General features: G+C 43.2%; 26 protein-coding genes and 1 riboswitch. Of the genes, 16 read left to right on the plus strand and 10 right to left on the minus strand.

Features of this window, described 5'->3' with window-relative positions; all coding sequences use genetic code 11:
* The first annotated feature begins 129 nt into the window (after positions 1 to 129).
* A complete protein-coding gene (locus A8F94_RS23120) occupies positions 130 to 963 on the plus strand; it encodes a nuclease-related domain-containing protein (protein WP_066206381.1) in 834 nt (277 codons plus the stop codon).
* A 239-nt stretch (positions 964 to 1,202) separates the two neighbouring features.
* Positions 1,203 to 1,547 carry a hypothetical protein gene (locus tag A8F94_RS23125; RefSeq protein WP_066206386.1) on the plus strand — a complete coding sequence of 115 codons (345 nt, stop codon included), beginning with the start codon at positions 1,203 to 1,205 and terminating at the stop codon, positions 1,545 to 1,547.
* A 98-nt stretch (positions 1,548 to 1,645) separates the two neighbouring features.
* Here the strand turns inward: A8F94_RS23125 and A8F94_RS23130 are convergent, their stop codons facing one another.
* Positions 1,646 to 2,392 (minus strand): TPM domain-containing protein, encoded by a 747-nt coding sequence (locus A8F94_RS23130; RefSeq protein ID WP_066206389.1) that lies wholly within the window; start codon positions 2,390 to 2,392, stop codon positions 1,646 to 1,648.
* Positions 2,392 to 2,970: a LemA family protein gene (locus A8F94_RS23135; protein WP_066206393.1), complete on the minus strand. Its 579-nt coding sequence runs from the start codon at positions 2,968 to 2,970 to the stop codon at positions 2,392 to 2,394. Before A8F94_RS23135 ends, A8F94_RS23130 begins: the two co-directional genes overlap by 1 nt.
* Before the next feature lie 233 nt (positions 2,971 to 3,203).
* Here A8F94_RS23135 and A8F94_RS23140 point away from each other — a divergent pair, with 233 nt between their 5' ends.
* The 11 genes from A8F94_RS23140 (at position 3,204) to A8F94_RS23190 (ending at position 13,442) form a co-directional block, all read left to right on the plus strand.
* Entirely contained in the window at positions 3,204 to 3,797 is a 594-nt protein-coding gene (locus A8F94_RS23140; RefSeq protein ID WP_066206396.1) for a DedA family protein, read from the plus strand.
* A gap of 238 nt (positions 3,798 to 4,035) precedes the next feature.
* Complete coding sequence (locus A8F94_RS23145) at positions 4,036 to 4,833, plus strand: SGNH/GDSL hydrolase family protein (RefSeq protein WP_139070165.1); 798 nt, start codon at positions 4,036 to 4,038, stop codon at positions 4,831 to 4,833.
* On the plus strand, positions 4,833 to 5,744 hold the full coding sequence (locus tag A8F94_RS23150) for an ABC transporter ATP-binding protein (protein ID WP_066206399.1): 912 nt from the start codon (positions 4,833 to 4,835) through the stop codon (positions 5,742 to 5,744). Before A8F94_RS23145 ends, A8F94_RS23150 begins: the two co-directional genes overlap by 1 nt.
* Positions 5,737 to 6,717, plus strand: coding sequence for an ABC transporter permease (locus A8F94_RS23155; RefSeq protein WP_066206402.1), 981 nt, complete (start codon positions 5,737 to 5,739; stop codon positions 6,715 to 6,717). Before A8F94_RS23150 ends, A8F94_RS23155 begins: the two co-directional genes overlap by 8 nt.
* Positions 6,718 to 6,906: 189 nt before the next feature.
* On the plus strand, positions 6,907 to 7,542 hold the full coding sequence (locus tag A8F94_RS23160; protein WP_066206405.1) for an FMN-dependent NADH-azoreductase: 636 nt from the start codon (positions 6,907 to 6,909) through the stop codon (positions 7,540 to 7,542).
* Between the two features lie 219 nt (positions 7,543 to 7,761).
* Positions 7,762 to 9,069: a hypothetical protein gene (locus A8F94_RS23165; RefSeq protein ID WP_066206409.1), complete on the plus strand. Its 1,308-nt coding sequence runs from the start codon at positions 7,762 to 7,764 to the stop codon at positions 9,067 to 9,069.
* Positions 9,066 to 10,289, plus strand: a complete 1,224-nt coding sequence (locus tag A8F94_RS23170) for a hypothetical protein (RefSeq protein ID WP_066206412.1) — start codon at positions 9,066 to 9,068, stop codon at positions 10,287 to 10,289. Before A8F94_RS23165 ends, A8F94_RS23170 begins: the two co-directional genes overlap by 4 nt.
* A gap of 196 nt (positions 10,290 to 10,485) precedes the next feature.
* Positions 10,486 to 10,968: an RNA polymerase sigma factor gene (locus A8F94_RS23175; protein ID WP_066206414.1), complete on the plus strand. Its 483-nt coding sequence runs from the start codon at positions 10,486 to 10,488 to the stop codon at positions 10,966 to 10,968.
* A gap of 1 nt (position 10,969) precedes the next feature.
* Positions 10,970 to 12,424: an anti-sigma factor gene (locus tag A8F94_RS23180; protein WP_066206416.1), complete on the plus strand. Its 1,455-nt coding sequence runs from the start codon at positions 10,970 to 10,972 to the stop codon at positions 12,422 to 12,424.
* Positions 12,425 to 12,440: 16 nt separating this feature from the next.
* On the plus strand, positions 12,441 to 12,998 hold the full coding sequence (locus tag A8F94_RS23185; RefSeq protein WP_066206418.1) for an HD domain-containing protein: 558 nt from the start codon (positions 12,441 to 12,443) through the stop codon (positions 12,996 to 12,998).
* A 75-nt stretch (positions 12,999 to 13,073) separates the two neighbouring features.
* Positions 13,074 to 13,442 carry a VOC family protein gene (locus tag A8F94_RS23190; RefSeq protein ID WP_066206420.1) on the plus strand — a complete coding sequence of 123 codons (369 nt, stop codon included), beginning with the start codon at positions 13,074 to 13,076 and terminating at the stop codon, positions 13,440 to 13,442.
* 141 nt (positions 13,443 to 13,583) lie between these two features.
* Here the strand turns inward: A8F94_RS23190 and A8F94_RS23195 are convergent, their stop codons facing one another.
* Both A8F94_RS23195 and A8F94_RS23200 read right to left on the minus strand, forming a co-directional pair.
* Entirely contained in the window at positions 13,584 to 14,813 is a 1,230-nt protein-coding gene (locus A8F94_RS23195; protein WP_139070166.1) for an MFS transporter, read from the minus strand.
* Between the two features lie 349 nt (positions 14,814 to 15,162).
* Positions 15,163 to 16,389, minus strand: a complete 1,227-nt coding sequence (locus A8F94_RS23200) for an NAD(P)/FAD-dependent oxidoreductase (RefSeq protein ID WP_066206426.1) — start codon at positions 16,387 to 16,389, stop codon at positions 15,163 to 15,165.
* Positions 16,390 to 16,645: 256 nt separating this feature from the next.
* Between A8F94_RS23200 and A8F94_RS23205 the strand changes: the two genes are divergently transcribed.
* Positions 16,646 to 17,209: a hypothetical protein gene (locus A8F94_RS23205; RefSeq protein WP_066206429.1), complete on the plus strand. Its 564-nt coding sequence runs from the start codon at positions 16,646 to 16,648 to the stop codon at positions 17,207 to 17,209.
* Positions 17,210 to 17,683: 474 nt separating this feature from the next.
* On the opposite strand, the gene A8F94_RS23210 is transcribed toward A8F94_RS23205, so the two are convergent.
* A complete protein-coding gene (locus A8F94_RS23210; protein ID WP_066206432.1) occupies positions 17,684 to 17,935 on the minus strand; it encodes a hypothetical protein in 252 nt (83 codons plus the stop codon).
* 164 nt (positions 17,936 to 18,099) lie between these two features.
* Positions 18,100 to 18,561, minus strand: a complete 462-nt coding sequence (locus A8F94_RS23215) for a hypothetical protein (protein WP_066206435.1) — start codon at positions 18,559 to 18,561, stop codon at positions 18,100 to 18,102.
* A 295-nt stretch (positions 18,562 to 18,856) separates the two neighbouring features.
* Between A8F94_RS23215 and A8F94_RS23220 the strand changes: the two genes are divergently transcribed.
* Positions 18,857 to 19,585, plus strand: coding sequence for a GDSL-type esterase/lipase family protein (locus A8F94_RS23220; protein WP_066206438.1), 729 nt, complete (start codon positions 18,857 to 18,859; stop codon positions 19,583 to 19,585).
* 69 nt (positions 19,586 to 19,654) lie between these two features.
* Positions 19,655 to 20,242: a M15 family metallopeptidase gene (locus tag A8F94_RS23225; RefSeq protein ID WP_254660934.1), complete on the plus strand. Its 588-nt coding sequence runs from the start codon at positions 19,655 to 19,657 to the stop codon at positions 20,240 to 20,242.
* A gap of 50 nt (positions 20,243 to 20,292) precedes the next feature.
* Here the strand turns inward: A8F94_RS23225 and A8F94_RS23230 are convergent, their stop codons facing one another.
* The 4 genes from A8F94_RS23230 to A8F94_RS23245 all read right to left on the minus strand — a co-directional run bounded on the left by A8F94_RS23230 (position 20,293) and on the right by A8F94_RS23245 (position 24,175).
* Positions 20,293 to 21,603: a hypothetical protein gene (locus A8F94_RS23230; protein WP_066206441.1), complete on the minus strand. Its 1,311-nt coding sequence runs from the start codon at positions 21,601 to 21,603 to the stop codon at positions 20,293 to 20,295.
* 182 nt (positions 21,604 to 21,785) lie between these two features.
* Positions 21,786 to 22,160: a response regulator gene (locus A8F94_RS23235; protein WP_066206445.1), complete on the minus strand. Its 375-nt coding sequence runs from the start codon at positions 22,158 to 22,160 to the stop codon at positions 21,786 to 21,788.
* Positions 22,161 to 22,220: 60 nt separating this feature from the next.
* A riboswitch (cyclic di-GMP riboswitch) is annotated at positions 22,221 to 22,307 on the minus strand.
* A 326-nt stretch (positions 22,308 to 22,633) separates the two neighbouring features.
* Entirely contained in the window at positions 22,634 to 22,834 is a 201-nt protein-coding gene (locus tag A8F94_RS23240; protein WP_066206448.1) for a CsbD family protein, read from the minus strand.
* A 78-nt stretch (positions 22,835 to 22,912) separates the two neighbouring features.
* Complete coding sequence (locus A8F94_RS23245; protein ID WP_066206451.1) at positions 22,913 to 24,175, minus strand: dicarboxylate/amino acid:cation symporter; 1,263 nt, start codon at positions 24,173 to 24,175, stop codon at positions 22,913 to 22,915.
* Between the last annotated feature and the right edge of the window lie 9 nt (positions 24,176 to 24,184).

The raw sequence follows: 24,184 nt of genomic DNA on the forward strand, positions 1-24,184 counted from the left end.
GTGGTCAAAACGGGCGATAACCGTTATCACCCTAAAAGGTACTTAATTTTGTAACATTTAAACATAAATGAATGCAGGGATAGAGGGTGGGCAGGCAGAAATTATCGTAAAAAAGAGGAGGAATGCATATTGGTAGTATTAGAAAGAGCTGTACCTTTAATCCTATTAATGTTGGAGGCGTTATTAAGGAGACTTCCAAAGACACATTATAAGAGAATGGAGGTTGAAGAATCATATAGAACATATAGTGCCGGGTATAATGGTGAGAAAGCCGTTGACTTTTACCTTAAGTATTTAAAGCAAGAAAAATTCATGATTTTTAAAGGGATTCGGTTAAAAGTTAATGGTATCCATTTTCAAATTGATACTCTTCTTGTTACCCCTTTCTTTGCACTGATTCTCGAAGTTAAAACCTGGGCAGGAGAGATAAGCTTCGAGAAGAACTTTAGCCAGGTCACACAAGACAAGGATGGGAAAATCAACATCTACCCGAATCCAATTTCTCAGGCCAAGCTTCAGCTTTTGCAATTAAAGAATTGGCTACGACAAAATCATTTCCCTGACATACCCCTTGAATTTTTAGTTGTTATGAGCAATTCAGCCGCAAAGCTTAAGTCTGATCCAAACTACTTTGAAGCCCATCAGAAGGTAATTCACTCCATTCGCTTAGTAGAAAAAGTGGAAGAGCTAGAAAGGAAGTATAAACGGTTATATTTAGACGAATCTTGCTTAAACATGTTAAAAGACAAAATGCTATCGGAACACACACCACATAGGCAAGATGTCCTCAAAATGTTTTCACTCTCATATAAGGATATAAAACTCGGTCCACAATGCTTGTTTTGCGATTATATACCGGTTGTACAGTTCAGACGGAAATGGTTCTGCAAAAACTGCAATAAAGTTTCTAAAGATGTCTGCAATCAGGCAATAGAAGACTACTTCTTGCTGATTTCACCGTAAATTACTAACAGACAAGCCCAAGATTTTCTCCAAATTGAAAGTTTCAAAAAAATTTATAACCTCCTCACCTCCATGAACCTCCCAACCACAGGCACCAAGAAAGGCCGTATCTACCATCAACCCTCCCTTATTCGGTATTCACTCCCTGACAAAAAAGACACCATACACTTCCAAAAAGGTTAGAAATTCCATCAAAGTGGTAAATGTACAGCATAGAATGTGGAACAGGAGCTGATCGTATGGAAGACAAGCAATTGTATTTTGTTGATATTAAATCTGGTGAGATTACGAAGGAACCAACTCCGGAAAATACGTTTACGATCATAGCGGACGAGGATGAGATTCAGGACTTGAGAGACCTGTTTGAGGAAAATTACAAGGCAGATTTAAAAGGGTATGCCAGAACGCATTTGCCTGCACAGGAGTATCACACTTTCTCTGAAAATGAAAATGCGGAATACGATACAACGATGGAAACTATTTACGCAATTTTATATCGGCTTGGCGATGCCGATACGAGGAGGCACATTAAAGAAATGGGCATCTTAAGAGAACAGGATTATGACAATGGAAATTTCCGTTAACGGTCCGTCTATACGATAAACAAGGGCTGCCTATATCCGGCAGCCCTGCTTTTGCTATAAAATAAGGCTGCCCGCTTTGGACAGCCAAACCACAAATCTTACCATCCCCGGCTTGCACCGCCTCCACCAGATGATCCGCCTCCACCGCCAATCGATCCGCCGCCGCCACCGCCGCCACGGCCGATCATGGACAGAATCAGGAAAGTGAAAGTTCCTCTGAAAAACACCATATCCAAAATAATAAGGCCAGCTATCAGTAAAATGAACAACCAATTCGGCATACCAGTATCCTCGCCCTGGCCAACTGAAATTGGCTGCGGAATCGGATTGCTGCTAGCATCAAAGCTGTCCATGACTTCGTATGCCAGAGCCTGATAGGTGTTCATAACCGCTTCATTTGGGCGGCCGGCCTGCAGGGAAGGGATCGCGTAACTATCGAGGATCCTGCCTGCTTTTCCATCCGGGATAATGCCTTCAAGGCCGTAGCCGACCTCTATCCGGATTCGCTTTTCCTGCATGGCCAAAACGAGCAAAATGCCATTATCTTCGCCCGCCTGGCCAAGCCGGTATTTCCTGAACGCTTCGTTTGCATAGCCTTCAATATCACGCCCGCCAATTGTATCAACTGTCAGGACCGCGATTTGGGCACCGGCCGCGCCGCTCTGAATTTGTCTGCCCCAGCCGCGGATCTGCTGTTCTTCGGCTGGGCTCAATACATCCGCAACGTCCTGAACGTAGATATCTCCACGCGGCGCTGGAATTTCCTCGGCAGCCAGTATAGTTGCGCTTCCAACCAGGAGAAGGACCAGCAGCGCAAGTATGCCAGCGGCCTTCCTGCGTATCATTATCCGTTGCCTCCAAAGTCCACCTCAGGAGCTTCCTGGGAACGCGGATCGGCACGGAAATATTCCTTCTCATCAAAGCCGGTTATTCCTGCGACAATTGCACCTGGGAACCGTTTTACCTTTCTGTTATAAGCGGAAACTTGATCATTATAATCCTTTCGGGCAACGGCTATCCGGTTCTCTGTACCGGCCAGCTCGTCCATCAGCTGGCGGAACTGGGCATCTGCCTTCAGGTTTGGATAATTTTCTACAACAACAAGCAATCGGCTCAAGGCACCGGACAGCTCAGCGTTTGCAGTTGCCTCTTCCTCTGGAGTACGGGCACCGGCAAGCCTTGCACGTGCATCCGAAATCGCCTCGATTGTTTCTCGTTCATGTTCAGCGTAACCTTTAACTGTGTTCACTAAGTTTGGTATTAAATCCAGCCTACGCTGCAGCTGGTTTTCAATTTGTGCGTATGCCTGGTCAACATTTTCCTCTGCGTTGACAAAGTTGTTATAACTGGACATCAGCATAAATCCGAGAACCACGATGATGCCGATAACGACCAGGCCAATCCCCATAAATCCTTTTCTCATAATGCCACTCCTAACTCTGTTGTTCTATACATCTATCTTTCCTCTGCAACTGAGGAATTAAACCAATGTCCGTATAGGCAAACTTTATGCCTATCCCGGACCCATCAAGCATACAATGTACAAGTTAGGAATGCCAGTCTCAACAAAGGAATAATTTTCCCTTGTCAGAATTTACAAATAAGAATATAGTTAAAATGTTGTCCTATAGATAAACATCAAGGGGGAAGGGACTCATGCAACACGCGGTAACATTCATGAATGAATACGGGTATCTGTTCCTTTTCTTTTCAATGGCTTTTGGAATGATTATATTGCCAATACCATTGGAAGCCCTTCTAGGCTACTCGGGCTATTTGACGTTTACTGGCGAGCTTCACTGGCTCATAACGATTACGTTTGCAACAGCTGGCACATTTGCCGGAATGATCACGAATTATTGGATAGGTAAAAAACTTGGCCTTAAGTTTGTAACAAAATATGGACATTATATATATTTAAATGTATCTTCATTGGAGAAAATCGCAAACTGGTTTGTAAAATACGGAAACAAATTATTAATTCTCGTTTTCTTTGTTCCTGGGGCGAGGCATGCCATTGGATTTTTTGCGGGCATCACCAAATTTCCGCCTAGAATCTATGTAGTTTGTACCGTTACCGGAGCGTTCATATGGTCATCGGCCTTCATTCTGGTCGGCAACCTTGCAGGGCCGGGATGGGAACTTTATAGCATTGAAATTAAGAAAATCCTGATATACAGCTGCATCGTCTTGTTGTTCCTGCTGGCAGCAGTCTACCTCGGGCGCAAGTTTATTGACCTATTAAGATAAGGCTTCCGTTGATTCGGAGCCTTTTTATTTTTAAAAGGAGCTTCCGGCGAATCGGGAGCTTTTCTTTTTTTGAATGCTTCCGCCTATCAACTTTTTAGCTTCGGTCAATTTTTTAAAAAATCTCCTTCGATTTCAGAGTGCAGAACATTCCTAACGCCCCTAAGCTTCCGCATTTTAAAACAGCCTAGTTGTATGGTTAAATATAGAAATAGGAAGTATTTTGAAAGGAATGGTTTTTTTGGGAAAAAGGACGGTTTGGATTTGGACTATTGCTTCGGCCCTTTTTTTCGCGCTATGGTTTGGCGGCTTGGCATGGGCGGTTGCTGATTACTATGGAGGGGGAAATGGCGGCAGGGAAATGGCTAAACCGGAAGCAGAAGCCCCGGCTGCAAAACAGGACAAGGATGAGCTCAAGCTCGTTGCAATGGGAGACTCTCTCACAAGGGGCTCTGGTGATGCAGCTGGCAGGGGGTATGTCGGCTATCTGATGGACAGCCTGAAAGAGCGATTGGATGAGGATGCCACGCTCGTTAATCTCGGTATAAACGGCCAGCGTTCCGCACAGCTAGCGGAGCAGGTGAAGCAGGCGGAAGTTCAGCGGCAGCTGTCGCAGGCGGATATCGTGCTGATTACAATTGGCGGAAACGATTTGTTCCGCAGTGGACAGGGGCTAGTTGATTTTGAGTCCAACAATAGTGGGAACATCCAAAAAGACTATCTTGCCAATGCCAGTACAATTCTTACACAAATAAGGTCTGTTAACAATGATGCGACGATTTTTTTAATCGGTCTTTATAATCCCTTCATTGAATTTGAGGAAGGCAAGGAAATGTCAGCGATCATCAGAGGCTGGAATTTTGCAACAGCAGAGCTAGCTACCGGATTTGACAAGGTTGTTTTTGTGCCGACCTTTGACCTGTTTGAATTGAATGTAAACGATTATTTGTATACCGATAAATTCCACCCGAACACAGAGGGCTATAAATTGATAGCCGACCGGGTTTCGGCATTGGTGAAGTGGGAGGGGGAGGAATAATGGGCAGTGTAACCCTTTCAGTCAAGGATTTGAAAAAAAGAATCGGCAAAAAGGAAATTATTAAGGGAATCTCGTTTGAACTCCGCCAGGGTGAGGTGTTCGGTTTCCTCGGCCCGAATGGGGCTGGCAAAACGACAACAATCCGTATGCTTGTCGGGCTGATTAAGCCGACATCGGGATCAATCTCGGTTTGCGGCTACGACATTCAAAAAGATTTTTCTAAGGCGATGCGGAATATGGGCTGTATAGTAGAGAACCCGGAGCTTTATCCATATCTGTCGGGCTACGATAATCTTGCCCATTTTGCGAGGATGATTGACGGAATTGGCTCGGAACGGATTGCTGAGGTAACAGAGCTAGTCGGTTTGAAAGAGCGGATAAATGACAAGGTGAAAACATATTCGCTTGGAATGCGCCAGCGGCTTGGCATTGCCCAGGCACTCCTCGGCAGCCCAAGCGTCCTGATTTTGGATGAACCAACCAATGGACTTGACCCGGCCGGTATACGCGAGATGAGGGAATTTATCCGCTTTCTGGCAGAGAAGGAAGGGTTAAGTGTGTTAGTCTCTAGCCATCTATTGAGTGAGATTCAGCTCCTCTGCGACCGTGTCGCCATCATTTCGAAGGGAACTGTTATTAAAACAGATTCGGTAGAGAAGCTGCTCGGAAACCGTGAAAGAATTGTTTGGAAGCTTTCACCTCTTGAGGAAGGCAAACACATTCTCGGCGGCTTGACTACTATTGAGGTCCGCGGTGACGGGACAATTTTAACCGAATACAGCCCGGAAAAAGCGGCGGACTGGAACCGAAAACTTGTCCAGTCTGGCGTCGAGGTTTCGGAAATGAACAGGAAAATGCCGGTGCTCGAAGACCTGTTCCTGGAGCTGACAGGGGGTGACACGATTGACTAAACTTGTCTATAACGAGATGCTCAAGCTTCTGGCAAAGAGAAGGCTGCTTATTATTGCGGCTATCATTGCAATCCTTGTAGCAATGTTCACTTATGCACAGATGAAGGAGGTTGAGACCCAGCGGAAACGGATGGGGACAACCGACTGGAAAACAATTCTCCAGCAGCAAATTATTGATACGCAAAACCGCCTGTCATCAAACCGGATCAGTGATGAGTGGAAAAACGAGCTGCAAATCAGGCTCCAGCAGCAGCAATATTACCTCGACCACAACATCAATCCCTCTGAGCCTGGGGCACCGACCTTTATGCGGATGTTCATTGAAAACTCAATTGACTTGTTCCTGCCGTTGATGGTGATGGTCATCGCAAGCGACCTTGTATCCTCGGAACATAGCCAGGGCTCAATCAAACTATTGTTGACTCGGCCCGTCCGGCGATGGCGGGTATTGTTGAGTAAATACATTACTTTATGTTTATCTGTTTCAGTCATTGTTGGTTTTATGGGGATTCTCTCGTATGGGATATCCGGTTTAGTATTCGGTTTTAAAGGCTGGACTGCTCCGGTCCTGACCGGTTTCACAGCTTCAGGCTCGACATTGGATACTTCCGGGGTCAGGCTTGTTGACCAGTGGCAGTATTTGTTGATGGAATTTGGCCTTGTCTGGTTCGTGGCGATCGTTGTTGGAACGCTATCTTTCATGCTGTCCGTACTAATCAGGAGTACCGCAGCCGGAATGGGAATCATGCTGGCGGCACTAATTTCGGGTGCCATTTTAAGCAATATGGTATCTTCGTGGGAATCGGCCAAATATTTCTTTATGGTCAATCTGCGCCTGACAGATTATATGAATGGGACAGCTCCTCCTATTGAAGGCATGACTTTGTCATTCTCGCTTGCCGTATTGCTTGCCTGGTGGGCAGCAGCTATGTTTGTATCGTTCTATGTATTCATGAATAAAGATGTGTACTAATTTTACTTAGTTCAGGTTTATCCTTCCAAAAATGAGGAAAGATAAAGTGAATCTTCCATCAGTGGCGGTTTTCTTCTGATGGTTAGATGAACCAATCGGGACTCTAGGGAAAGCAGCCGACAAAGGAGGCGTACTGACCATTGAGTCGGGTTAAACAAGTCGAACATATTGGAAGGGTAGGATTAGTACATGGCACAAGTTTTATACATCACCGCACATCCGCATGACGATACTGTATCTTATAGTATGGCGGTCGGAAAAGCATTCGTTGAAGCATACAGGGAGGCAAACCCAAACGATGAGGTAATTTATCTGGACTTGTATAAAGAGGATATCCCGCAAATTGATGTTGACGTGTTCAGTGGCTGGGGAAAGCTCCGTTCAGGTTCTTCATTTGACCAATTGTCGGACGAGGAAAAGCGGAAAGTTACAAGGCTCGGTGAATTAGTTGACCAGTTTGTAGCATCTGACAAATATGTCTTTGTCACTCCTCTTTGGAACTTTTCTTTCCCGCCAGTCATGAAGGCATATATTGATTCTATATGTGTAGCAGGAAAAACCTTCAAATACACCGAGCAAGGACCGGTTGGACTGCTTGGCGAAAAAAAAGCTTTACATATTCAGGCAAGAGGCGGAATCTATACCGAGGGACCTGCCGCAGCATTGGAAATGGGCCACCGCTACCTCAGCGTTGTTATGCAGTTTTTTGGAATAAAAGATTTTGACGGATTATTCGTCGAAGGCCATAACCAGTATCCTGACAGAGCAGAAGAAATCAAACAGGATGCCATCAATCGCGCTAAGAGCCTTGCCAAGGAATTTTAACTATCGCTTCATGCAAAATACCAACCATAGAGATTTCAGATAAGGCTATCCCAATTCGGCTGCAGGGAGCAGTTAGGAGGGGATGGCCTTTTATTGATTAGGTCATCGGCATGCTGATCCGTGATTACTGGCGACATCCTGCTAGTGGAGAAATTAACCAAAACGCCCGGGCTCGTGTGGTATAATTTTTAAAAAAGAATTACAGCGGGAGTGGAAGGATTGGCTACAGAATTACAACTCGTTCCGCAATTGGTGCTCGACGGGACGATTATGAGGCAAGACGGCCGCAATAGTGGCGTGGTTTGGATGTTTAATAGAGAAAAAATAACCAATTTGGCTGTGAAGGCAGGAGAGTGCCTTTCCCTGCTTGGGCAGGAAACGGGCACTCTGGTTGTTTGGCAGGAAATACATAACGGATTTACACCAAATGAAATATACCAGATCCACCAGGAGCTTGAACAGGAGATTCAGAGCCTGCTTCCAGAAGGATGGGAAGTTGAAGCAGTCACACCGAAGGCAAACAAAAATGGAGGAGACCAATCTGAGGTAAGCAGGATAGTACATTTGATTTCCAAGCGATACCCGTTTGGAATTTTTGCACAACTGACAGGTATGGGACATGGAAGACTATTCGATCTTGTATTCCAGGAAGGAATCAGGCTGTTTGAAAACCGCTATGCTGCTGTCTATTTTAAAAACGGACAAGCTTTCGTAGAGCAGGCTGTCATTGTTCCGCAAGGTTCAGACTGGCTAAGTGAATTTCAATCATTTATTCTCGATTATGATTATATGGCTGCATACGAGCTTCTTGATGAGCTGGAGGAATCAGCTGTCAAACTTTCGGTTTCCAGCATGTTAAAGCTGATGATTCATCGGATGAATTTTAATTTTGAAGATGCGCGCCTTGCTTTGATGGATGCTGGTCCACTTGCCGGCGAGGGTGAAGTATTGATTAAGACAAAAGAAATTCTTGGACGGCTGCTTTCAGACGACCCGGAAGAGCGTGATTTGGAGAGGATACTGGAACTGTATCGCCACCTTGATGTCTATCTGGAACTTGATGATATGGTTTCATTCCTTATTCGTTTTTACCGGGCGCGTGAGGCTATCCTTCATTATTTAATTGAATATAAGCAGAAGGCAGGATTCCCTCATAAAAAGGGTGCGTATTCTTCCATATATCAAGTAATTGAGAAAATGGAGGAAATGTACACAAAGCGGGAAATCGATAGCCATTATGGAACGTATTTTTACTTAAAAAGCCTGAATGTTGCGAAGCTTCTGCAGGGACGGAATCAGAGCTTTATCGGGCATGGCAGGAGTGGCATTGACAATGATGTTGCCTGGCAGTCATATTTTGGGACATCCAGGACGACTATTTCACGCGCCAAAAAGAGATTTATAATCGATTCCAGTTTAATGTTAAGGGAATTAGGATTGGAAATGGATGAGAATATTGAAGAAATCAATAAGGCGCTGTTAGCAATGAGCCAAAGGTTGGCCTGGAAGGATGCGGTGGCCCGATGACAAACATGCATATCGTCTTAAAAGACAACTTGAAGCAACGCCATTTTTCCACTATGAAAGACACAGAAACATGGATTCTCTATTCCGGTGAAGCTGATGGGACAGGGAAAACAAGCATCCCCATTCCATTTGAATCAATTGAAGAAGAACGAAACTGGGCTGAACAATTTGCGGCATCGATTAAAAATCGATATGAATCGATTGCAATCTTTACGATTGATTTTTCCGACCAGGCCTTTGCCCATATGCTCGCCTTAAAAGTGATGCAGAGATTCCCATCGAAAACCAAATTAAATCCTATAATTTTTAATAAAAATGACGGAATGCCATCGAAAGATCTAAATGTATTTCACCATTTGCATCAGCTTCTTCAATCAGGGAACTACAGAGCCGCAGGGAAGCTGGCAACGGGAAGATTTAAAAACCGAAAAATCACCCAGATGCTCGAACTGGCCCAGGGGTTGCGGCAATTCGATTTTACCTTGAATGGGTTGAAGACGGAAAGCTATTGGACAAATCTTACTGAAACTCTCGAACATATTGACCCCGAAGAAGCGGCCAGCGAAATAGCTTTCATTGTGGAATTCAGGAAAGTTCAAAGAAAGGATCAGCGTGCGTTTATTACCTACTTGTTCAACTATGCGGAGCTGCTTTATAAGGATAATAACTTAGTCGATTTTGTTGTCCTGTATTACCGGCTCGCAGAGGAAACCCTCCTTTATGCGCTCGGCTGGGATATTAATTGGGCAATTTATGATGACCAAAAGCAATTTCAAATCCGGAGGGATGCTGAATACTTTCTTAGAATTCCCGCCAATGAGAGGCTAACCAAGCATTATCACCGCTATTTGAAGGTGCTCGAACAGGAAATTTACCGGTTAAACGGCCGTCCTGGCGTGATTATTCGCCCGGGTGGTTCAGTCGGCCTTGATAAGCTTTCGGGCAGAGATGAGTATTTTGCAATGTTGTATTTATTCTTTAAAGAACCGTCCTTTAGCAAATTCCTTGACCTTCGCCATCAGGGCGTTAGCGGACACGGGTTTGCAGACTTTAACAAAGCCGATTTTGAAGAGATGCTTGGCGGTGCCCCGCTTGAAAAAATAGCACCACTTCTTGGGAAGCTTGGCTTAAGGCCCGATTACTCGATTTTCGGATTAATTTCCAAGGCTGCACTTGCTCTTGCAGCCGAAGAAGTACAAAAGCAAGTTCCGCTTTCATAACTTAATAGGATATGTTGTGCAGTCCAGCCGAAGTGGGCTGCACATTTTTTTCTGAAAATGCGAACGGTGCCAGGCACGCCCCGGTTTTTCTTGATACACAAGAAATATTTCACAACTAGAGTTCTGAAAAAATAGTAATTTTGAATGTAACCTTTTCGAATCTATATTGTCAGTAGGGGTGAGAGGGGAGAACGGAATGGCTGATCCGCTGGAAGAGCTCTATGAACAATACAAAAAGCCGGTATACAATTTCCTTTGCGCGATGTGCCGTAACCGTTCAGTCGCCGAAGAGTTGACCCACGATACCTTCATTAAGGCGTTCAAGGGTTTAAAGAGTTATCGAGGGGAGGCCTCACTTAAAACATGGCTGTTCAGGATTGCCCGGAATACATATTTAAACAATGTGAAAAAAGCTTCCACAAGATACGAGCTGTCATTTGCAGATCCTGAACGTGAAGCCGCAGGCAGCTATGAAAATGCCGATGTCCAAATGGCGGTTACGGAAACGCTCCTCCAGCTGTCTGAGCAGGAAAGAACACTTCTGACACTCCGTTCTCACGGATTTTCGATAGCCGAGATGGCTGTGGTACTTGGCCTGACAGAAGGGAACATCAAAGTCGGCCTTCATCGGGCCAAAAAGAAATTCAGAAAGCTTTATTTTGATGGGGAGGTGACGTAAATTGAAATTGGAATGTCCGGTTGTTGAGGATTTGTATCCTTTATATATGGAGGATGAACTTAGGCCGGAAACACGGCTTGCTATCAAGGAGCATCTCGGGAGTTGTCCAAGCTGCAGCAGGATTTATACAGAAGGAACAGGTTTTTCCGAAGACATTGCAGAGGGTCAGTATTTGGAAGAAAAGGTACCCGATTCACTCGATGACAAAATCCGCTTAAAAATCAAGCTCATTTGGATGCGGATCTTGGCTGCTGCCCTTGCGTTGATTATCATGGTATCAGTCATCAATCGCTATATTGATAATAGGCAGGAAATTGCAGATCGCTTTCATGACGTTTACCGATACAGTGAGGACCTAACCTTCATTACTGAACACCCACAAGAGATGAATGCTTTTACCTCCTATCAGCTAAGCTACTTACAAGAGAAATTAAATGAGTTTACAGACAACTTAAATTGGCTCGAGAAGAAAAAGCTTGATGATAGTTGGCTCTTTGTTGAAACGAGCGGACTTCAGAGAATGGTCAATACTCTCGTAAAAAGGCAGGAGCTTGGCTTGCAGGATGAAACAGATAGGCAGGCGATGGCAGAACTTAAAATAAACATCAAAAGTCTTCATAAGGAGATTGAAACCCAGTACCGCCTTTTTCACCATGGTAATAGTTCATATTTTGAATTAGTGGATGTAGAGAAATTCTCAAAGCAAATTGCAAAGATTAATAAAACTCTTTATTTTTATAACCGCCATCACATGGTTTCCTCAGAAGCAGACTTGCTAAGCCAGGCTGAACTTGAAGATAGGATTAGAGATATACTTGGATTTAATAATGGAAAGCTTGAACTTAAACAAGAGGTTGGCCAGCCTGTCCTGTACGGTTTCAAACTGGAGAATAAGGGGCTAACTGTCAATGGGAAAATTAACAGTTTTACTGGGTATATCCTTGATGCTTCTTCCCATAGTGAAACTGAACAGAAATCTTTAAATAGTATCGATTATACAGAGTTGGAAGAAAATGCGAGGGGTATTTTGGAACGTCAATACGGTGAAAGAACTAATTTTAAACTAGATTACCGGGAAGGGTTCAATGGCATTCAGGATCAAGGTTATTTTGATTTTATTCCTGTCGTGGATGGGTACGAATTCTTTTTTCAATATGAATTGAAGAACACTGTAATAGTCGATCTTAAAACTGGTGAGTTTTCCGAGTTAAGGGCAGACTCGATCCCACTCGGTCCTGAATTTTTCTCATTTACGCCTGAAGAAAACATTAAAAAAGACGAAGCAATCGAGATCGCTGCCAAGGAAACTGGCAAATCGATAAAATATAAGGCAACGAAAGTGATTTATTCGCCACTTGCTGGCGGATACGTCCTCGCGCATATATTTGAGGACGGCGGGGAAGAAATCTTTATCGACGCAAAAAATGGAATGGTTGTAAATGCCTATTACATGTAGAAAGGGAGAATGGAAGATGTCGAAGGCAAAAGCACTCCTTTTTGCAAGCAAGGCCCATGAAGGACAAACAAGGAAGGGCACAGGTTACCCTTATATCATGCATCCTGTAGCGGTCGGCCATATTTTGGATGAATCAGGTTTTTCTGATGAAGTGGTGATGGCCGGCTATCTGCACGACACAGTTGAGGACACCGCGGTTACTAGAGAAGACCTTCTTGCTGAATTTGGCTTGGACGTATCCGAGCTGGTCATGGCGAATACCGAAAATAAACAGCTCAGCTGGGAAGAACGGAAGCAGCATACGATTGAATTCGTTGCAGAAGCTCCTGTCAGCGTGAGGGCAATTATTGTTGCCGACAAGCTGGACAATCTTAAAGCACTCATAAAGGATTATGAGACTTTCGGTGATGAAGTGTGGACCTTTTTTAAAAGAGGCCGGGACAAGCAGCAATGGTATTATACAAGCATTGCCAAGAAAGCGTTCAGTGGACTGGAGCCGGATGAAGTGCCAGATCTGTTCCATATTTTTAAAGAAGTAGTGGATTCTTTTTTTAACAATAAGCCTGCCTTATAGAAATAATAAATAATTTAGTCATTTCCATATTAAGCTGTTCGGCCTATACTAGTCTTGATAAAGGGGGAATGGGAAGTGAAATTTGAATTTAAGGCAATTGACCATGTGCAGCTAGCTGCACCAACAGGCAGTGAAGAGGAGGCTCGCCGTTTTTACGGAGATATTCTCGGGTTTTCGGAAATTGAAAAACCTCCGGTATTGAAAAAAAGAGGCGGGGCCTGGTTCCAGACAGGAAGTGTCCAACTTCATATCGGAGTGGAAGAATCGTTTATCCCTGCTAAAAAAGCACATCCTGCGTTTGAAATTCAAAACTTGGAAGAACTGAAAGACCATCTAAGAGGGCAAGAGATTGAAGTAATTGAAGATGACGATTTGCCAGGTGCCAAGCGCTTTTACGCAAGCGACCCTTTTGGAAACCGGCTCGAGTTCTTGGAGTGGAAGTAGGGTTAAAATGCGAACAGTGCCAGGCACGCCCCGGTTTTTCTTGTTTCACAGATAATGTTTCACAGCCTTTTTCAAAAAATAATAGCCCTGTACAATAAAAAAGCCAGTGAAGCTTATGGTTGCCTCACTGGCTTTTTGTGTTTATACAGCCTCTGCAGGCTGCTTTCTTTTTTCAAATTTAATCGCGACTAACAGGAAGGAACAGCCAGCGATTAACCGTACAACTGAACTGATGGCCATAGCTGAGAACATTCCAAATTGGCCGAGCAGGTAAACCCCCAATTGTGGCGCAATGAATCCGATAATGGCCAGGATGAATTGATAGTTTGCCAGATAGGTTGCCCGGTTCAACTCAGGAGTCGCTTTAAGCAATTGGTTGAACAGCAGCAGGTTCGTACCAGAAACAAACAATCCAATCCAGAAATTAAGAGCTGTAAGATAATACAGGTTGGTTGACAGCATCGTTAAAATCGGCGCAGTCGCCATACCTGCTGCACCGATAAAGAGCACCATTGTATTCCCGTGTTTGTCGGCGGCCTTTGCCCACCATTTGACACTGATGATTTGCGCAAATTGATTCGTGACAGAGAAAAAGCTGAACCAAAGTGCTGTTGCATTGGCCTCGCGGATATGGTATATGCTGAAAAGGGACCAGGCCATTTGCGCCCCAATATTGAAGATGATCGCACAAATCAAAAAAGAAAGAAACGGTTTATGGCGGAACACGTCCAAAGAAAAATTCCGTTTGGCCAGATTTTTTTCAGGCTTCGCCGGGACTGCCGGTGAGTCATTATGTTTATATAAATAGTAGACTTCTACAAGAGCAAACAAAAATCCAAATACAAATAAAACCTGAAAAGGGAACGCATCGTCTGTTGCATATCTCTCAATAAAAAAGCCGGTTAAAAAGGTTACCGCCATTGCAGCGATGGTGGTCAAGCGGTTGCGGGTGCTGAAGAAATCACCTCGGCGTTTTTCTGGTACCAAATCACCAATCAAGGTTTGCCACGATAACCCGGACAAAGCGCCGGGAAAATTCAAAGCGGCGATTAAGAAGACTAACAGCCATGCGGCATACGGTTGATCCACAAACGGAATAAACAAAATCAGCATAAACATAAGTCGGGTCGCAAAGGTTGACATAACTGCAAAGTTCTTTTTGCTTCTGGCTTTGTTCAGCCATAATGCTCCCGGTATAAGAGCAAGCATGGCTACAATTGAAGGCAGCGATGTAATTAATCCCATCTGCTCATTACTGGCACCAAGGACACTTAGCGCGAATAGTGGAATATAGCCATTGACCGCAGTAGTTGAAACAGTTGAAGCAAGGCCGTGATATATACTAAGTTTTTCATTTTTATTTAAGCTCAAGCAAGTCGTCTCCATTCAATTAAAAATCACACGAATTGGATTATATTACGACTTTTTAATTAAAGGAAGATTAGCGGCTAAAAACAGTTATATCCGCATGGCTTCTCAATGGAGAACGTATGCAAATATACTCAAAGGGAAAGAACAATCAGTAAATTGCAAAGGCTTACGTAGAGATATTCCTCATAGTAAAAGCCCTTCCATAATGGAAGGGCAGTGGGGGTAGGTGCAGCATGGCATCAAGGGAAGGTTTCGGGGGAATGCCATGCTCCGTTGAGACAGAGATATATAACAGGGAAGGGAATTGGGGGGATTCCCTCTCCCGTAATAAATAATGTAAGATTAGTACTTAATGTTGTTTTGCAGTTGCCTTAATCGGTTCACGGTTAAGAAAGAGTGTTTGTTTTATAACAAGCGCGGGTCCGCCAAGGACAAACAAATACCGGTTTTCAACCACTCGTTTCATAACCGCTGCAAACCAGCCGGAAATTTTAAGCGGGCCGACAATGCCGACAGCGGCACGGTCACCGATTGAAGCGACGGAACCTTTATGGTGATATTCAAAGTTCTTCATTTCTGTGCCTCGGATGGCAGCTACTATATTCGCTCCGCAAATGTCTGCCTGCTGCATGGCAACCTGTGCAGTTGGAGGCAGCGCATTCTTTTCATCCTTCATGAACAGGGCACAGTCACCTACACAGAAAATATTTGAGTATCCTTTCACGCGAAGGTCTTTTCCAACAGGTAACTTTCCCCGTACAAGAGGAAGGTTGAATTTCTCAAGGATTGAATTTGCTTTTACTCCGCAAGACCATATCAATGTCCTGGTTGGAATCTCCACACCGCTTTCAAGTATGACTTTATCTTCCGTAAGTCCGGAAATTTTTGTTGAGGTAAGGATTTGAATATCATGTTTTTCCATTACCATATTTGTGAAGTCAATCAGTTCCTTTCCAAAGAAAGGAATCAGTGAATCAGCGGCTTCAATGCCGTAAATTTTAACCTTGTCAAAAGGAACATCGTATTCCTTGCAAAGCTTTGGAAGCCCTTCGCCAAGCTCACCCATCATTTCAATGCCTGTAAAACCGCCTCCTGCCACAATAAACGTAAGACGGGAAGAATCGTTGTCTTCTTTATATAACTGAAGCTGCTTAATCACTTGATAGTAGATCGCTTTTGAACTGCGGAAACTCCTGATTTCAAAGGCATGTTCCTTGATTCCCGGGATTCCGAACGTCGCCACTTCAAAACCAAGGGCCACAACAAGGTAATCATAGGCAATCGTTTCGCCAGATTCAAGGAATACCTTTTGTCCAGAGGGATCAACGGATGAGACCGTTCCTATCATAAAGCGGGTTTTTTCCGGATTGATCAGTTCAGGGATGGAAAGAGCGAGTTTCCGGTCGCGGGCCGTGCCAACTCCTGCTTTATGAAGCTGAGTGGTAATATAATGATACTCGTGCTTATTGATTAACGTTACGTCCGCTTCGCCCGTACGAATCAGCTTTTCAATTTTTTTGTCCGTTACAAGGCCGCCATAGCCGCCGCCAAGGATAACAATATGTGGTTTTTTCATCCAACGTCCGCTCCTATCAAAGTGTAAGTGCAAGTTTGTGAAAACATTCACATTATAACCGAAAAAAATATGTTTTATCTTAGAAGCTGTTATATGCTTGTGAATTTATTCACATAATCTATGATATATATAGATTAATATACTTTATGAATTTATACAATACCTTTTTTGAAAAAAATTTTCCTTTTTTTCAATATTTCTATATAAATTGGAAATAGTAACCGTGTGTGAAGCGATTGAAAAGGAGATGAATTTAATGCGTTTAGTATCGGCCATCGTAAGCCTTTTGCTCGTGCTCCCATCCGTTGCAGCCGCGAATACAATGGTTCAAAACCCAGAAAAAAACCATAATGAAACCGAAATCCATGATTGTCCAATGGGAAGACACAGCAAGGAAAGGATTCCGTTTGAAGTAAAGCAAGCTGAATTGCAATCCTGGGCAGAAACCTACACCCCTGACAAAGCAGCGGAGTGGAGAACAGTCCTTGCAGAAAGAAACCAGCTCCACGAAAAATGGATGAGTGCTGAAATGGCTCCAAGACGGGAATCATGGAAACAGGAAAAGCAGGCTAGAATCGAGGAAATCAAATCGCTTAGAAGGCAGCTGGAAGAGGGCAAGATGACAAGGGAGGAGTTCCTAAAAAGGGTACATGAAAAGATGCACGGCAAGGGAGCTTCTAAACTAAAAGGCCATTTCATTTACCCTCGACTGAAAGCAGCTGTCGAAAAAGGGGACAAGAAACAAGCAGCTCAACTGTTAGATGACATGCTTCTGTTTTTTAAAAGCCATAACGAAAGAATGGCAGAAAGAATGAAATGATGTGGAACGTCATTAGCGGGTTCGCCCGCTGCGTTCTATTGCCGCTAGTATATTCGGGCGCTTTAAAAAATCGGGAGAAAGAAAAGAGGGCGCTTATTTGGCGCCCTGGTTGTTCATAGTTGTTCGAGTGGCTGTTTATAAATAATGCCGGCTCCCTGTTTGTAGGAATAGCTGTCCCGTTCATATCCGCCGCTTGCAGGTTCACAAACGACCTTGTTCGAAAAACGCGAATAGTCGAAAATGGAGTAGCCGATGCCTGTGGAATACCGTTGGACGCTGTGGCTGTTACTGCTTCTGATAGAATGGTGCCTTTTTATAGTAATACCTCCCCGTTCAGGCCTTTAGCCATTCGGCAGGCCAATATTTCTCACATGGCTATTCCTTCCTTCTCATCTATTTCTATTCCCGTTTATCGAAATAAAAAACCGGAATAGTGAAAAAATTCCGGCTTTTTAAGAAGAATATTCAATTTGTTTACAAATTTGATGGCGTACCTTCTAAAGACTCCAATGCCTCCAAGATGGCAGCAGCTGCCTGTTCTGCTTTGTTGTAAAGGATTGTCTGCCCTAATTCCATGTGGCTGACAAGAAACTGTTTCTCCGCTTTCGAATACTGCAAAGAAAGCAGCTTCCTATTTCCCGATGTGAAAATATGCGTCACCTCGGACTCGATATAAGGAACTTCACTTAATTCCTCGACTAAATTTTGCAACTCTGCGTAGTCCATCTTCTCAGCCCCTTTTAATGGATATCCTTTGGCTTTCCAGTAGATGGATGAAATAGAGGGTTCTTTACTAGTGTAACAGTCTAATTTTGTTAATGTGAAAAATAACCTAAACGTAAACAAATCTTAATCGTCCTGTCATGGGCAGAGTGTAGAATTGATTCATTTTAAACCGAAAGCTGTTCATCTTGAGCGACAGATTCTAGATCCATCCGGTGCACGCTTTCGACCTCTATAAGGATATAGTTGCTGTAATAGACAGTGAGACACGTTCCTTCATCGAGTTGCTGTATTTTTTTAATAACCTCCTCTCTTTTGCAAAATAACGGAACTTCGTATTCTCCATTAAAAAAAATAATATAGGTGAAACAATCAGAAAAAGGGGACTTATTATTCTGAATTCCGACAAGCCTGCCAGTAAACGAAGAAAGTTCACGGATGTTCTTTTTCTCAGCGTTTAATGCGTCTTTTAACAGTTTCTGTTTTGTTGTCTCCAGGCACTCGTTCAAAAACAACAGGAAGGTTATGAAACCCATCAGTACAAAAGTGAGTGAAGCATGATCGTTCGGAGCGGGGATGAGTAAACCGATTGACCAAAAAAGAAGTGCAGCCGAAAGATGGAAATACAAGGAGTACACCTTCCTTCCGTAAAAAAGTCCAACACAGTGTACAAAAAAACTGCCAAGGCAAAGGAGCAGGCAGCTGTGTCTAGAATGTATGAGGTCCTTCAATTCCATAGTCCTATAGTACATAATATGTATTTATCAGAATATTTTATCATCTTATTTTAAAGAATACTACATAAATAGCTTATTTGCAAACGGCAGGAAAGAAGCTGCTTTTTTAACAGTAGTTGTTAGATTTAGAGGTTTGTAGTTGGGTATAGAATAAAGAATAAAGAGAGATATATTTGGGAGGACATCTATGAAAAGCGCAAAAATCATCATGTTTACTTTATTGCTGGCAGCGGTGGGTCTGGCAGCCTATATTATATTTGCAAATAATGGGCAGGCAGACAAAGGCAAAACAGTCATAATGGCATTTGGTGATTCGTTAACCTACGGCCAGGGTGACAGGGACGAGCAAGGATACGTAAAGAAGCTTGAACACGAACTAAATGCGCGATATCCTGGTGAATCATATAAAATAGAAAACTATGGTGTTAAAGGAAGAGAATCAGGAGGGGTTTTAAAAGAATTGGCTGATCCTCAAACTGCCGCACGCTTAAAGAATGCTGATTACTTCATTCTGTTTATAGGAACAAACGACTTTATAAATAGCAATGGCGGGCATTTAAAGCAGCTGCATCTTGAAAAAATCAAAATTGGCCAGGACCAGTATATCCAAAACCTTGAACTAATCATTGACATTCTAAAGACTGCGAATGAAGAAGCCCCAATGCTTGTACTCGGCCTTTACAACCCTTATCCAGAAGGCGGCGATAGAGTTGAACGAATACTCGATGAGTGGAACAAGGCAACCATTCAACTTGTTAATACTAAAGACCAGGTTGCCTATGTTCCAACGAATGACCTTTTTAAAGGGAAGGACAAAGAGGACTATTTCAGCGATGTGCTGCATTTAAATGAAAATGGCTACAAGCTGCTGGGAAAGAGAATTCTGGAAGAGTACCAATTCGACAAGCATAAGTAATGGCAACTCTCCGATTAAAGGGTAAAATGGTATCATGTTTACCATAGATTTTTTGTTGGAGAGAGTGCAATGAAACATTCAAGAAGAAAGCGGAAAGCAGGAAGAATGAAAAACCTTGCTTTTGTGGTTCTGCTTGCTGGCGTGCTTTTCCTTGTCTGGAGGGCATCGGGCTATCCCGGACTTTTTTATCCTGGAAAAGATGCACCTATGCCAACGGAACTACATCCAGAGGTAAAACAAAAAGCAGATATACTCGTCAGCAGGGCAGCCGAAAAAGGCATCACCATACAAATCACCGAAGGTTTTCGCAGTCACGAGGAGCAAGAGGCTTTATACGCAAAAGGAAGGACCGCCGAGGGCAATATCGTCACTCACGCCAGGGCGGGCGAATCATATCATAATTTCGGCCTTGCAGTTGATTTTGCCCTCGTTGCCAAGAATGGAAACCTGATTTGGGATATGGAATACGATATGAACGGTAATAGCCAAAGCGATTGGGAAGAAGTTGCTCTAATAGCCAAGGAGCTTGGTTTTGAATGGGGCGGGGACTGGCAAAATTTTAAGGATTACCCGCATCTGCAAATGTCGTTCGGGCTATCAATCAGAGAACTTCAGTGGGGGAAAAGGCCTCCAGGGAGCATCGTGGCAGAAAAATAATTAAAGGAATTAGAAACGGCGGGCCATTGGGGCACCGCCGTTTTCATCGGTTATTTTTTAAAGTATGCTTGTGAAGCTTTTGAATTTTTGATTAAGACAGCGTACTGAAAATAATTGGCTGTTCCGTCTTTAATTGGCCTGTCAAGAAATAGAGTTTCTTTCCAAAAAGGCGAGTTTTTTCCGTTTAGCTTAAAAAGTGTGGTATCTGTTTCCGCAAACATGTCTAATTTTTCAATATCAAAAAAATCATCCTCGAATGGGGCAGAACGAATGTTAGAATGCGGTTGATAGCTGTGAGAATCCTTATACATATATGCAATTGAAATAACCTTGCCCTTCGTCCTAGGAATTTCCTCATTAAGGATTTGCCCGAGGTGCGGGATTTGTTTTGAATAATAGTTTACGGGGTCACGGGTTGCTAACTCCGAAAGAAAAATATGATCCCTGCCCCATTCGCCAAAAAATTTCGTGTTTTGGTTTAGTTTTTGAATCCAGTAAGCGAAGTTTTTTTTGAAAATTCCTTCTCGGACCACATTAAATTCGCCTGCGCTTATTTTTAATGCTTCCATTTCATTGATTCCATTTTGCAAATTTTTAATCGTAAACATAAAAGAATCGAAGTCGTCTCCAAGCAAGTTCTTATACATTTCCTTCTTATCCTCGACATGTTCAATTAAATTTTTGACATATTCCTTATACTTTTCATCCGTTCCTTGCTCAAACCCATTTCCATCTTCCTTAATAAATGCTAGAATACGGCTGAATAGTTCCAATCCATCTATAGACAACGGCTTTTCTTTAATGAGCATATTTATATAAGATAATGCAACATTTGGGACAGTTTCTCCATCAATTCCTAAAAAGAAAATCCGTTTTTCTTCGGGTAATTCTTTATTATAGTGATATATATTCTTAAGCATCGTAAATGTATCATCAATTTCACCATGAGTGCCGCGGGCCTCTAGGGCAAGATAGGTAAATAATTTCTCGTCTCCTGTCTTAAGATACAGATTATAGTATTCACCAACTGAATATGGAACCTCTGCGAGATAACGGGTAACACCGGCTTTTTGATTCAAGTAGAAGAGAAGCTTTGTCTGAATGGGAAAATTCAACTGGACAGAATGATATTCCCCGGTCAAAAATACAGTGTTGTTCAGAACATCTTTTTCTAATAATGCAAAATCTGAAAAATCGGTCGTGCTGTTAATGTTGATAGGAGTATAGTTATCTCTTAAATAGTCTCTTGGTGAAAGTTGTTTTTTTGCTGAAACGGGTAAATCTTTCTGGGATTCCTGGTTAACACGGCATCCTGGTAATAGGATTGATAAGATGAGTAAAATCATAGCCAGCTTCCGCAAACTGTCCCCCTCCTAAAATAAATTAACAGCATATTAATCATATCACTGACAAAGAGGGATGGAATAATTTTCTTGTAAAAAATATACAAAAAACGCCCAAATTTAGAAATTTGGGCGTTTTTGGGCAAATTCGGAAGAAGGCTTAGCAGGAAAGCTGGGACGGAACTAAATTAACACCTGTGCTAGCTATGTATGTGCCGGGCCATCTCTAGCTGTTCAAATGAAGCTACTAACCCTTCAAAATCTGGTTTTTGAAAAAAACCTTTTGCCCCAAGTTCGAGTGATTGAGTGATAAGGCACTTGTCCTTGAAAGTGGACATCATAAAAACCGATGCTTCCGGATTAATCCGGATAATTTCTCTCAATGCTTCATACCCGTTCATTTCAGGCATAAGAAATTCGAGCATAACGATATCAGGGCCTGTATTCAAAAATTTTTCTACGGCCTGTTTACCATTTTCAGCTTCCCCTGTAATTCTGTACTTTGTTTTATGAAGCTTCTGTTTAAGTACGCCTCGGATAAGGATGGAACGATCAGCAACTAATATGGATTTCATGTCTACGACCCCTTCGCCGTTTTAAAAGGCAAATCAGGTAGTGATTTTAAGTTATAGCGTACCTGCAACCCGGCTGCCATGACAATTACTTGTTTTAGGCCCGTGGCTTTGCGTCTTTTACTTTCGTAAAATTTGCCCTTTCCCTCATAGTAGCATGGGTAACTAGTGAAACAATAGGACTTTCGGCATGTTTTTTTCGACAAATCGAACGTGTTTTCGGTTAGTTGTCTGGCAGAAAACGCAGTAATATAGCGGATTTAAGAGATTTAGCAGTATGTATGGAGGCAGATATAAAAGGGTTGGGAAAATTCTCACAGACGAAGGTTTGGAGGAGATTGGATTATATTATCCCGCGATTTTGAAACATGCGTAGGAAGCCACTGCCGCGACGAGGAAGAACTGTCACTGTTTGCCGGAAAAGGAGAGGGTTCTCGTTGGCAAACAAGAACCCTCCCACATGGTTAGTTATCACTTTATCTCATTTTGTCGATGTGATCGTTGAATTCGCTGGCGAGTTTTTCTTTGGCATGGCCCAGTTTTTCTTCGGCTTTGCCCTTGCCTTTTTCTACATTGCCCTTGGCTTCTAACGATTCATTTCCTGAAAGTTTGCCGGCTGCCCTTTTTGCCTCGCCGGTAAGCTGGTCGAATGCACCTTTTGATTCATGTTTGTTCATGTTTGCAGCCTCCTTTGAAAGTAGCTCTATTCTTCTTTACCCGGTTAAGGAAGGAGCGAAACAGGGAGGCTAATTTATTTATTGGGCAGTCCTGGCTGCGAGAGAGTTCTTAAGCCAATTTTTCCCTTCGACAAGGCGGGCCACAAGCATTGCGCAAACCGTATTTCCTGTAGAATTCAAAAGTGTTGCAGGCGCGTCAATGATCGTTGAAATAACGGCTATTATTGGCAGGACCTCCGGAGGAAAACCGAACACACTAATAATTAGCATTTCGCCAATCATACCACCGCCAGGAATGGCCCCCATCACGGCCCCGACCAGGAACGAGACAGCAAGGATACTCAAAATGCTGGAGAGGCTCGTCATGTCCTTCCCGAATAGTCCGAACAAGAAAACAATCTTTAGAACACCGCCAAAAACGGAACCGTCCTTATGGGTATTCGCACCGAGGGGAACAACCGTTTCTGCTATGTCCTTCGGAACACCCATCCTTTTTGTTGCTTCAAGATTGACAGGAATGCTGGCAGCGCTTGAACAGGTTGCAATCGCTGTTACGGAAGGAGTAATGACGTGCTTCCAGAACGTCCGTACTCCGGCCTTGCCTCCTGCCAAAAAGGCGTACAAAGTAAAAAAGCCAAAGTAATAAATGACAGTAAGGCCAAGGTATAAAAGGAACGTCCGAAGATAGCCCTCCAAAATTTGCGGGCCAAGCTCACCAATCACGGCTGCAAAATAAGCTCCAAGCCCAATTGGAGCATAGTACATGACTAGCTTGACCACCTTCATCATGACCTCAGTTGCCGACGAAAGAAAACCCGCTACAGGCCTGCCTTTTTCACCAGCCATTGCTGTGGCCAGGCCAAACAGCACCGAAAAAACAATCAATTGAAGCATATTGCTTCTGGAAAAAAGATTAATAAAATCCGGGACCGTAACCGTGGCAACCAATTGGTCGGCAAGCGATATGTCTTTTACCTCTTCAGTTTCGGCATTTTCCATTAATTTTTCAACTGCAGAAATATCAGTATTTTCAAGTGGATTAACAAGTGTAGTTCCAATAAAGCCGATGATTGCAGAAAGGGCGGCGGTAAGGAAGAACACGAGGAAAATACTGCCCATAATCTTTCCAAGCCGTTTCATACCTTCCATATTGGCAATCGCTGCTGAAATACTAAAGAATACTAGAGGAACAATAATGGTTAATAATAGATTCAGGAATAAATCCCCTAGCGGCTTTACAACTGTGGCATCCGGCCCAAAAACGATTCCCGCTATTCCTCCGATTAAGAGAGCTGTCAAAAGAATGATAGACCAGGCGTAGTTTTTAAATAGTGAAGCCATGTTTATACC

Source organism: Bacillus sp. FJAT-27225, assembly GCF_001685025.1.
In the GTDB taxonomy this organism is placed as follows: Bacteria; Bacillota; Bacilli; order Bacillales; family Cytobacillaceae; genus Bacillus_D.

Bases quoted from the DNA above. Each gene is read 5' to 3' on its own strand.
- A8F94_RS23125 (WP_066206386.1), top strand. From the start codon at position 1,203: ATGGAAGACAAGCAATTGTATTTTGTTGATATTAAATCTGGTGAGATT.
- A8F94_RS23130 (WP_066206389.1), bottom strand. From the start codon at position 2,392: ATGATACGCAGGAAGGCCGCTGGCATACTTGCGCTGCTGGTCCTTCTC.
- A8F94_RS23135 (WP_066206393.1), bottom strand. From the start codon at position 2,970: ATGAGAAAAGGATTTATGGGGATTGGCCTGGTCGTTATCGGCATCATC.
- A8F94_RS23140 (WP_066206396.1), top strand. From the start codon at position 3,204: ATGCAACACGCGGTAACATTCATGAATGAATACGGGTATCTGTTCCTT.
- A8F94_RS23150 (WP_066206399.1), top strand. From the start codon at position 4,833: ATGGGCAGTGTAACCCTTTCAGTCAAGGATTTGAAAAAAAGAATCGGC.
- A8F94_RS23160 (WP_066206405.1), top strand. From the start codon at position 6,907: ATGGCACAAGTTTTATACATCACCGCACATCCGCATGACGATACTGTA.
- A8F94_RS23170 (WP_066206412.1), top strand. From the start codon at position 9,066: ATGACAAACATGCATATCGTCTTAAAAGACAACTTGAAGCAACGCCAT.
- A8F94_RS23175 (WP_066206414.1), top strand. From the start codon at position 10,486: ATGGCTGATCCGCTGGAAGAGCTCTATGAACAATACAAAAAGCCGGTA.
- A8F94_RS23185 (WP_066206418.1), top strand. From the start codon at position 12,441: ATGTCGAAGGCAAAAGCACTCCTTTTTGCAAGCAAGGCCCATGAAGGA.
- A8F94_RS23200 (WP_066206426.1), bottom strand. From the start codon at position 16,389: ATGAAAAAACCACATATTGTTATCCTTGGCGGCGGCTATGGCGGCCTT.
- A8F94_RS23205 (WP_066206429.1), top strand. From the start codon at position 16,646: ATGCGTTTAGTATCGGCCATCGTAAGCCTTTTGCTCGTGCTCCCATCC.
- A8F94_RS23210 (WP_066206432.1), bottom strand. From the start codon at position 17,935: ATGGACTACGCAGAGTTGCAAAATTTAGTCGAGGAATTAAGTGAAGTT.
- A8F94_RS23220 (WP_066206438.1), top strand. From the start codon at position 18,857: ATGAAAAGCGCAAAAATCATCATGTTTACTTTATTGCTGGCAGCGGTG.
- A8F94_RS23225 (WP_254660934.1), top strand. From the start codon at position 19,655: ATGAAACATTCAAGAAGAAAGCGGAAAGCAGGAAGAATGAAAAACCTT.
- A8F94_RS23235 (WP_066206445.1), bottom strand. From the start codon at position 22,160: ATGAAATCCATATTAGTTGCTGATCGTTCCATCCTTATCCGAGGCGTA.
- A8F94_RS23240 (WP_066206448.1), bottom strand. From the start codon at position 22,834: ATGAACAAACATGAATCAAAAGGTGCATTCGACCAGCTTACCGGCGAG.
- A8F94_RS23245 (WP_066206451.1), bottom strand. From the start codon at position 24,175: ATGGCTTCACTATTTAAAAACTACGCCTGGTCTATCATTCTTTTGACA.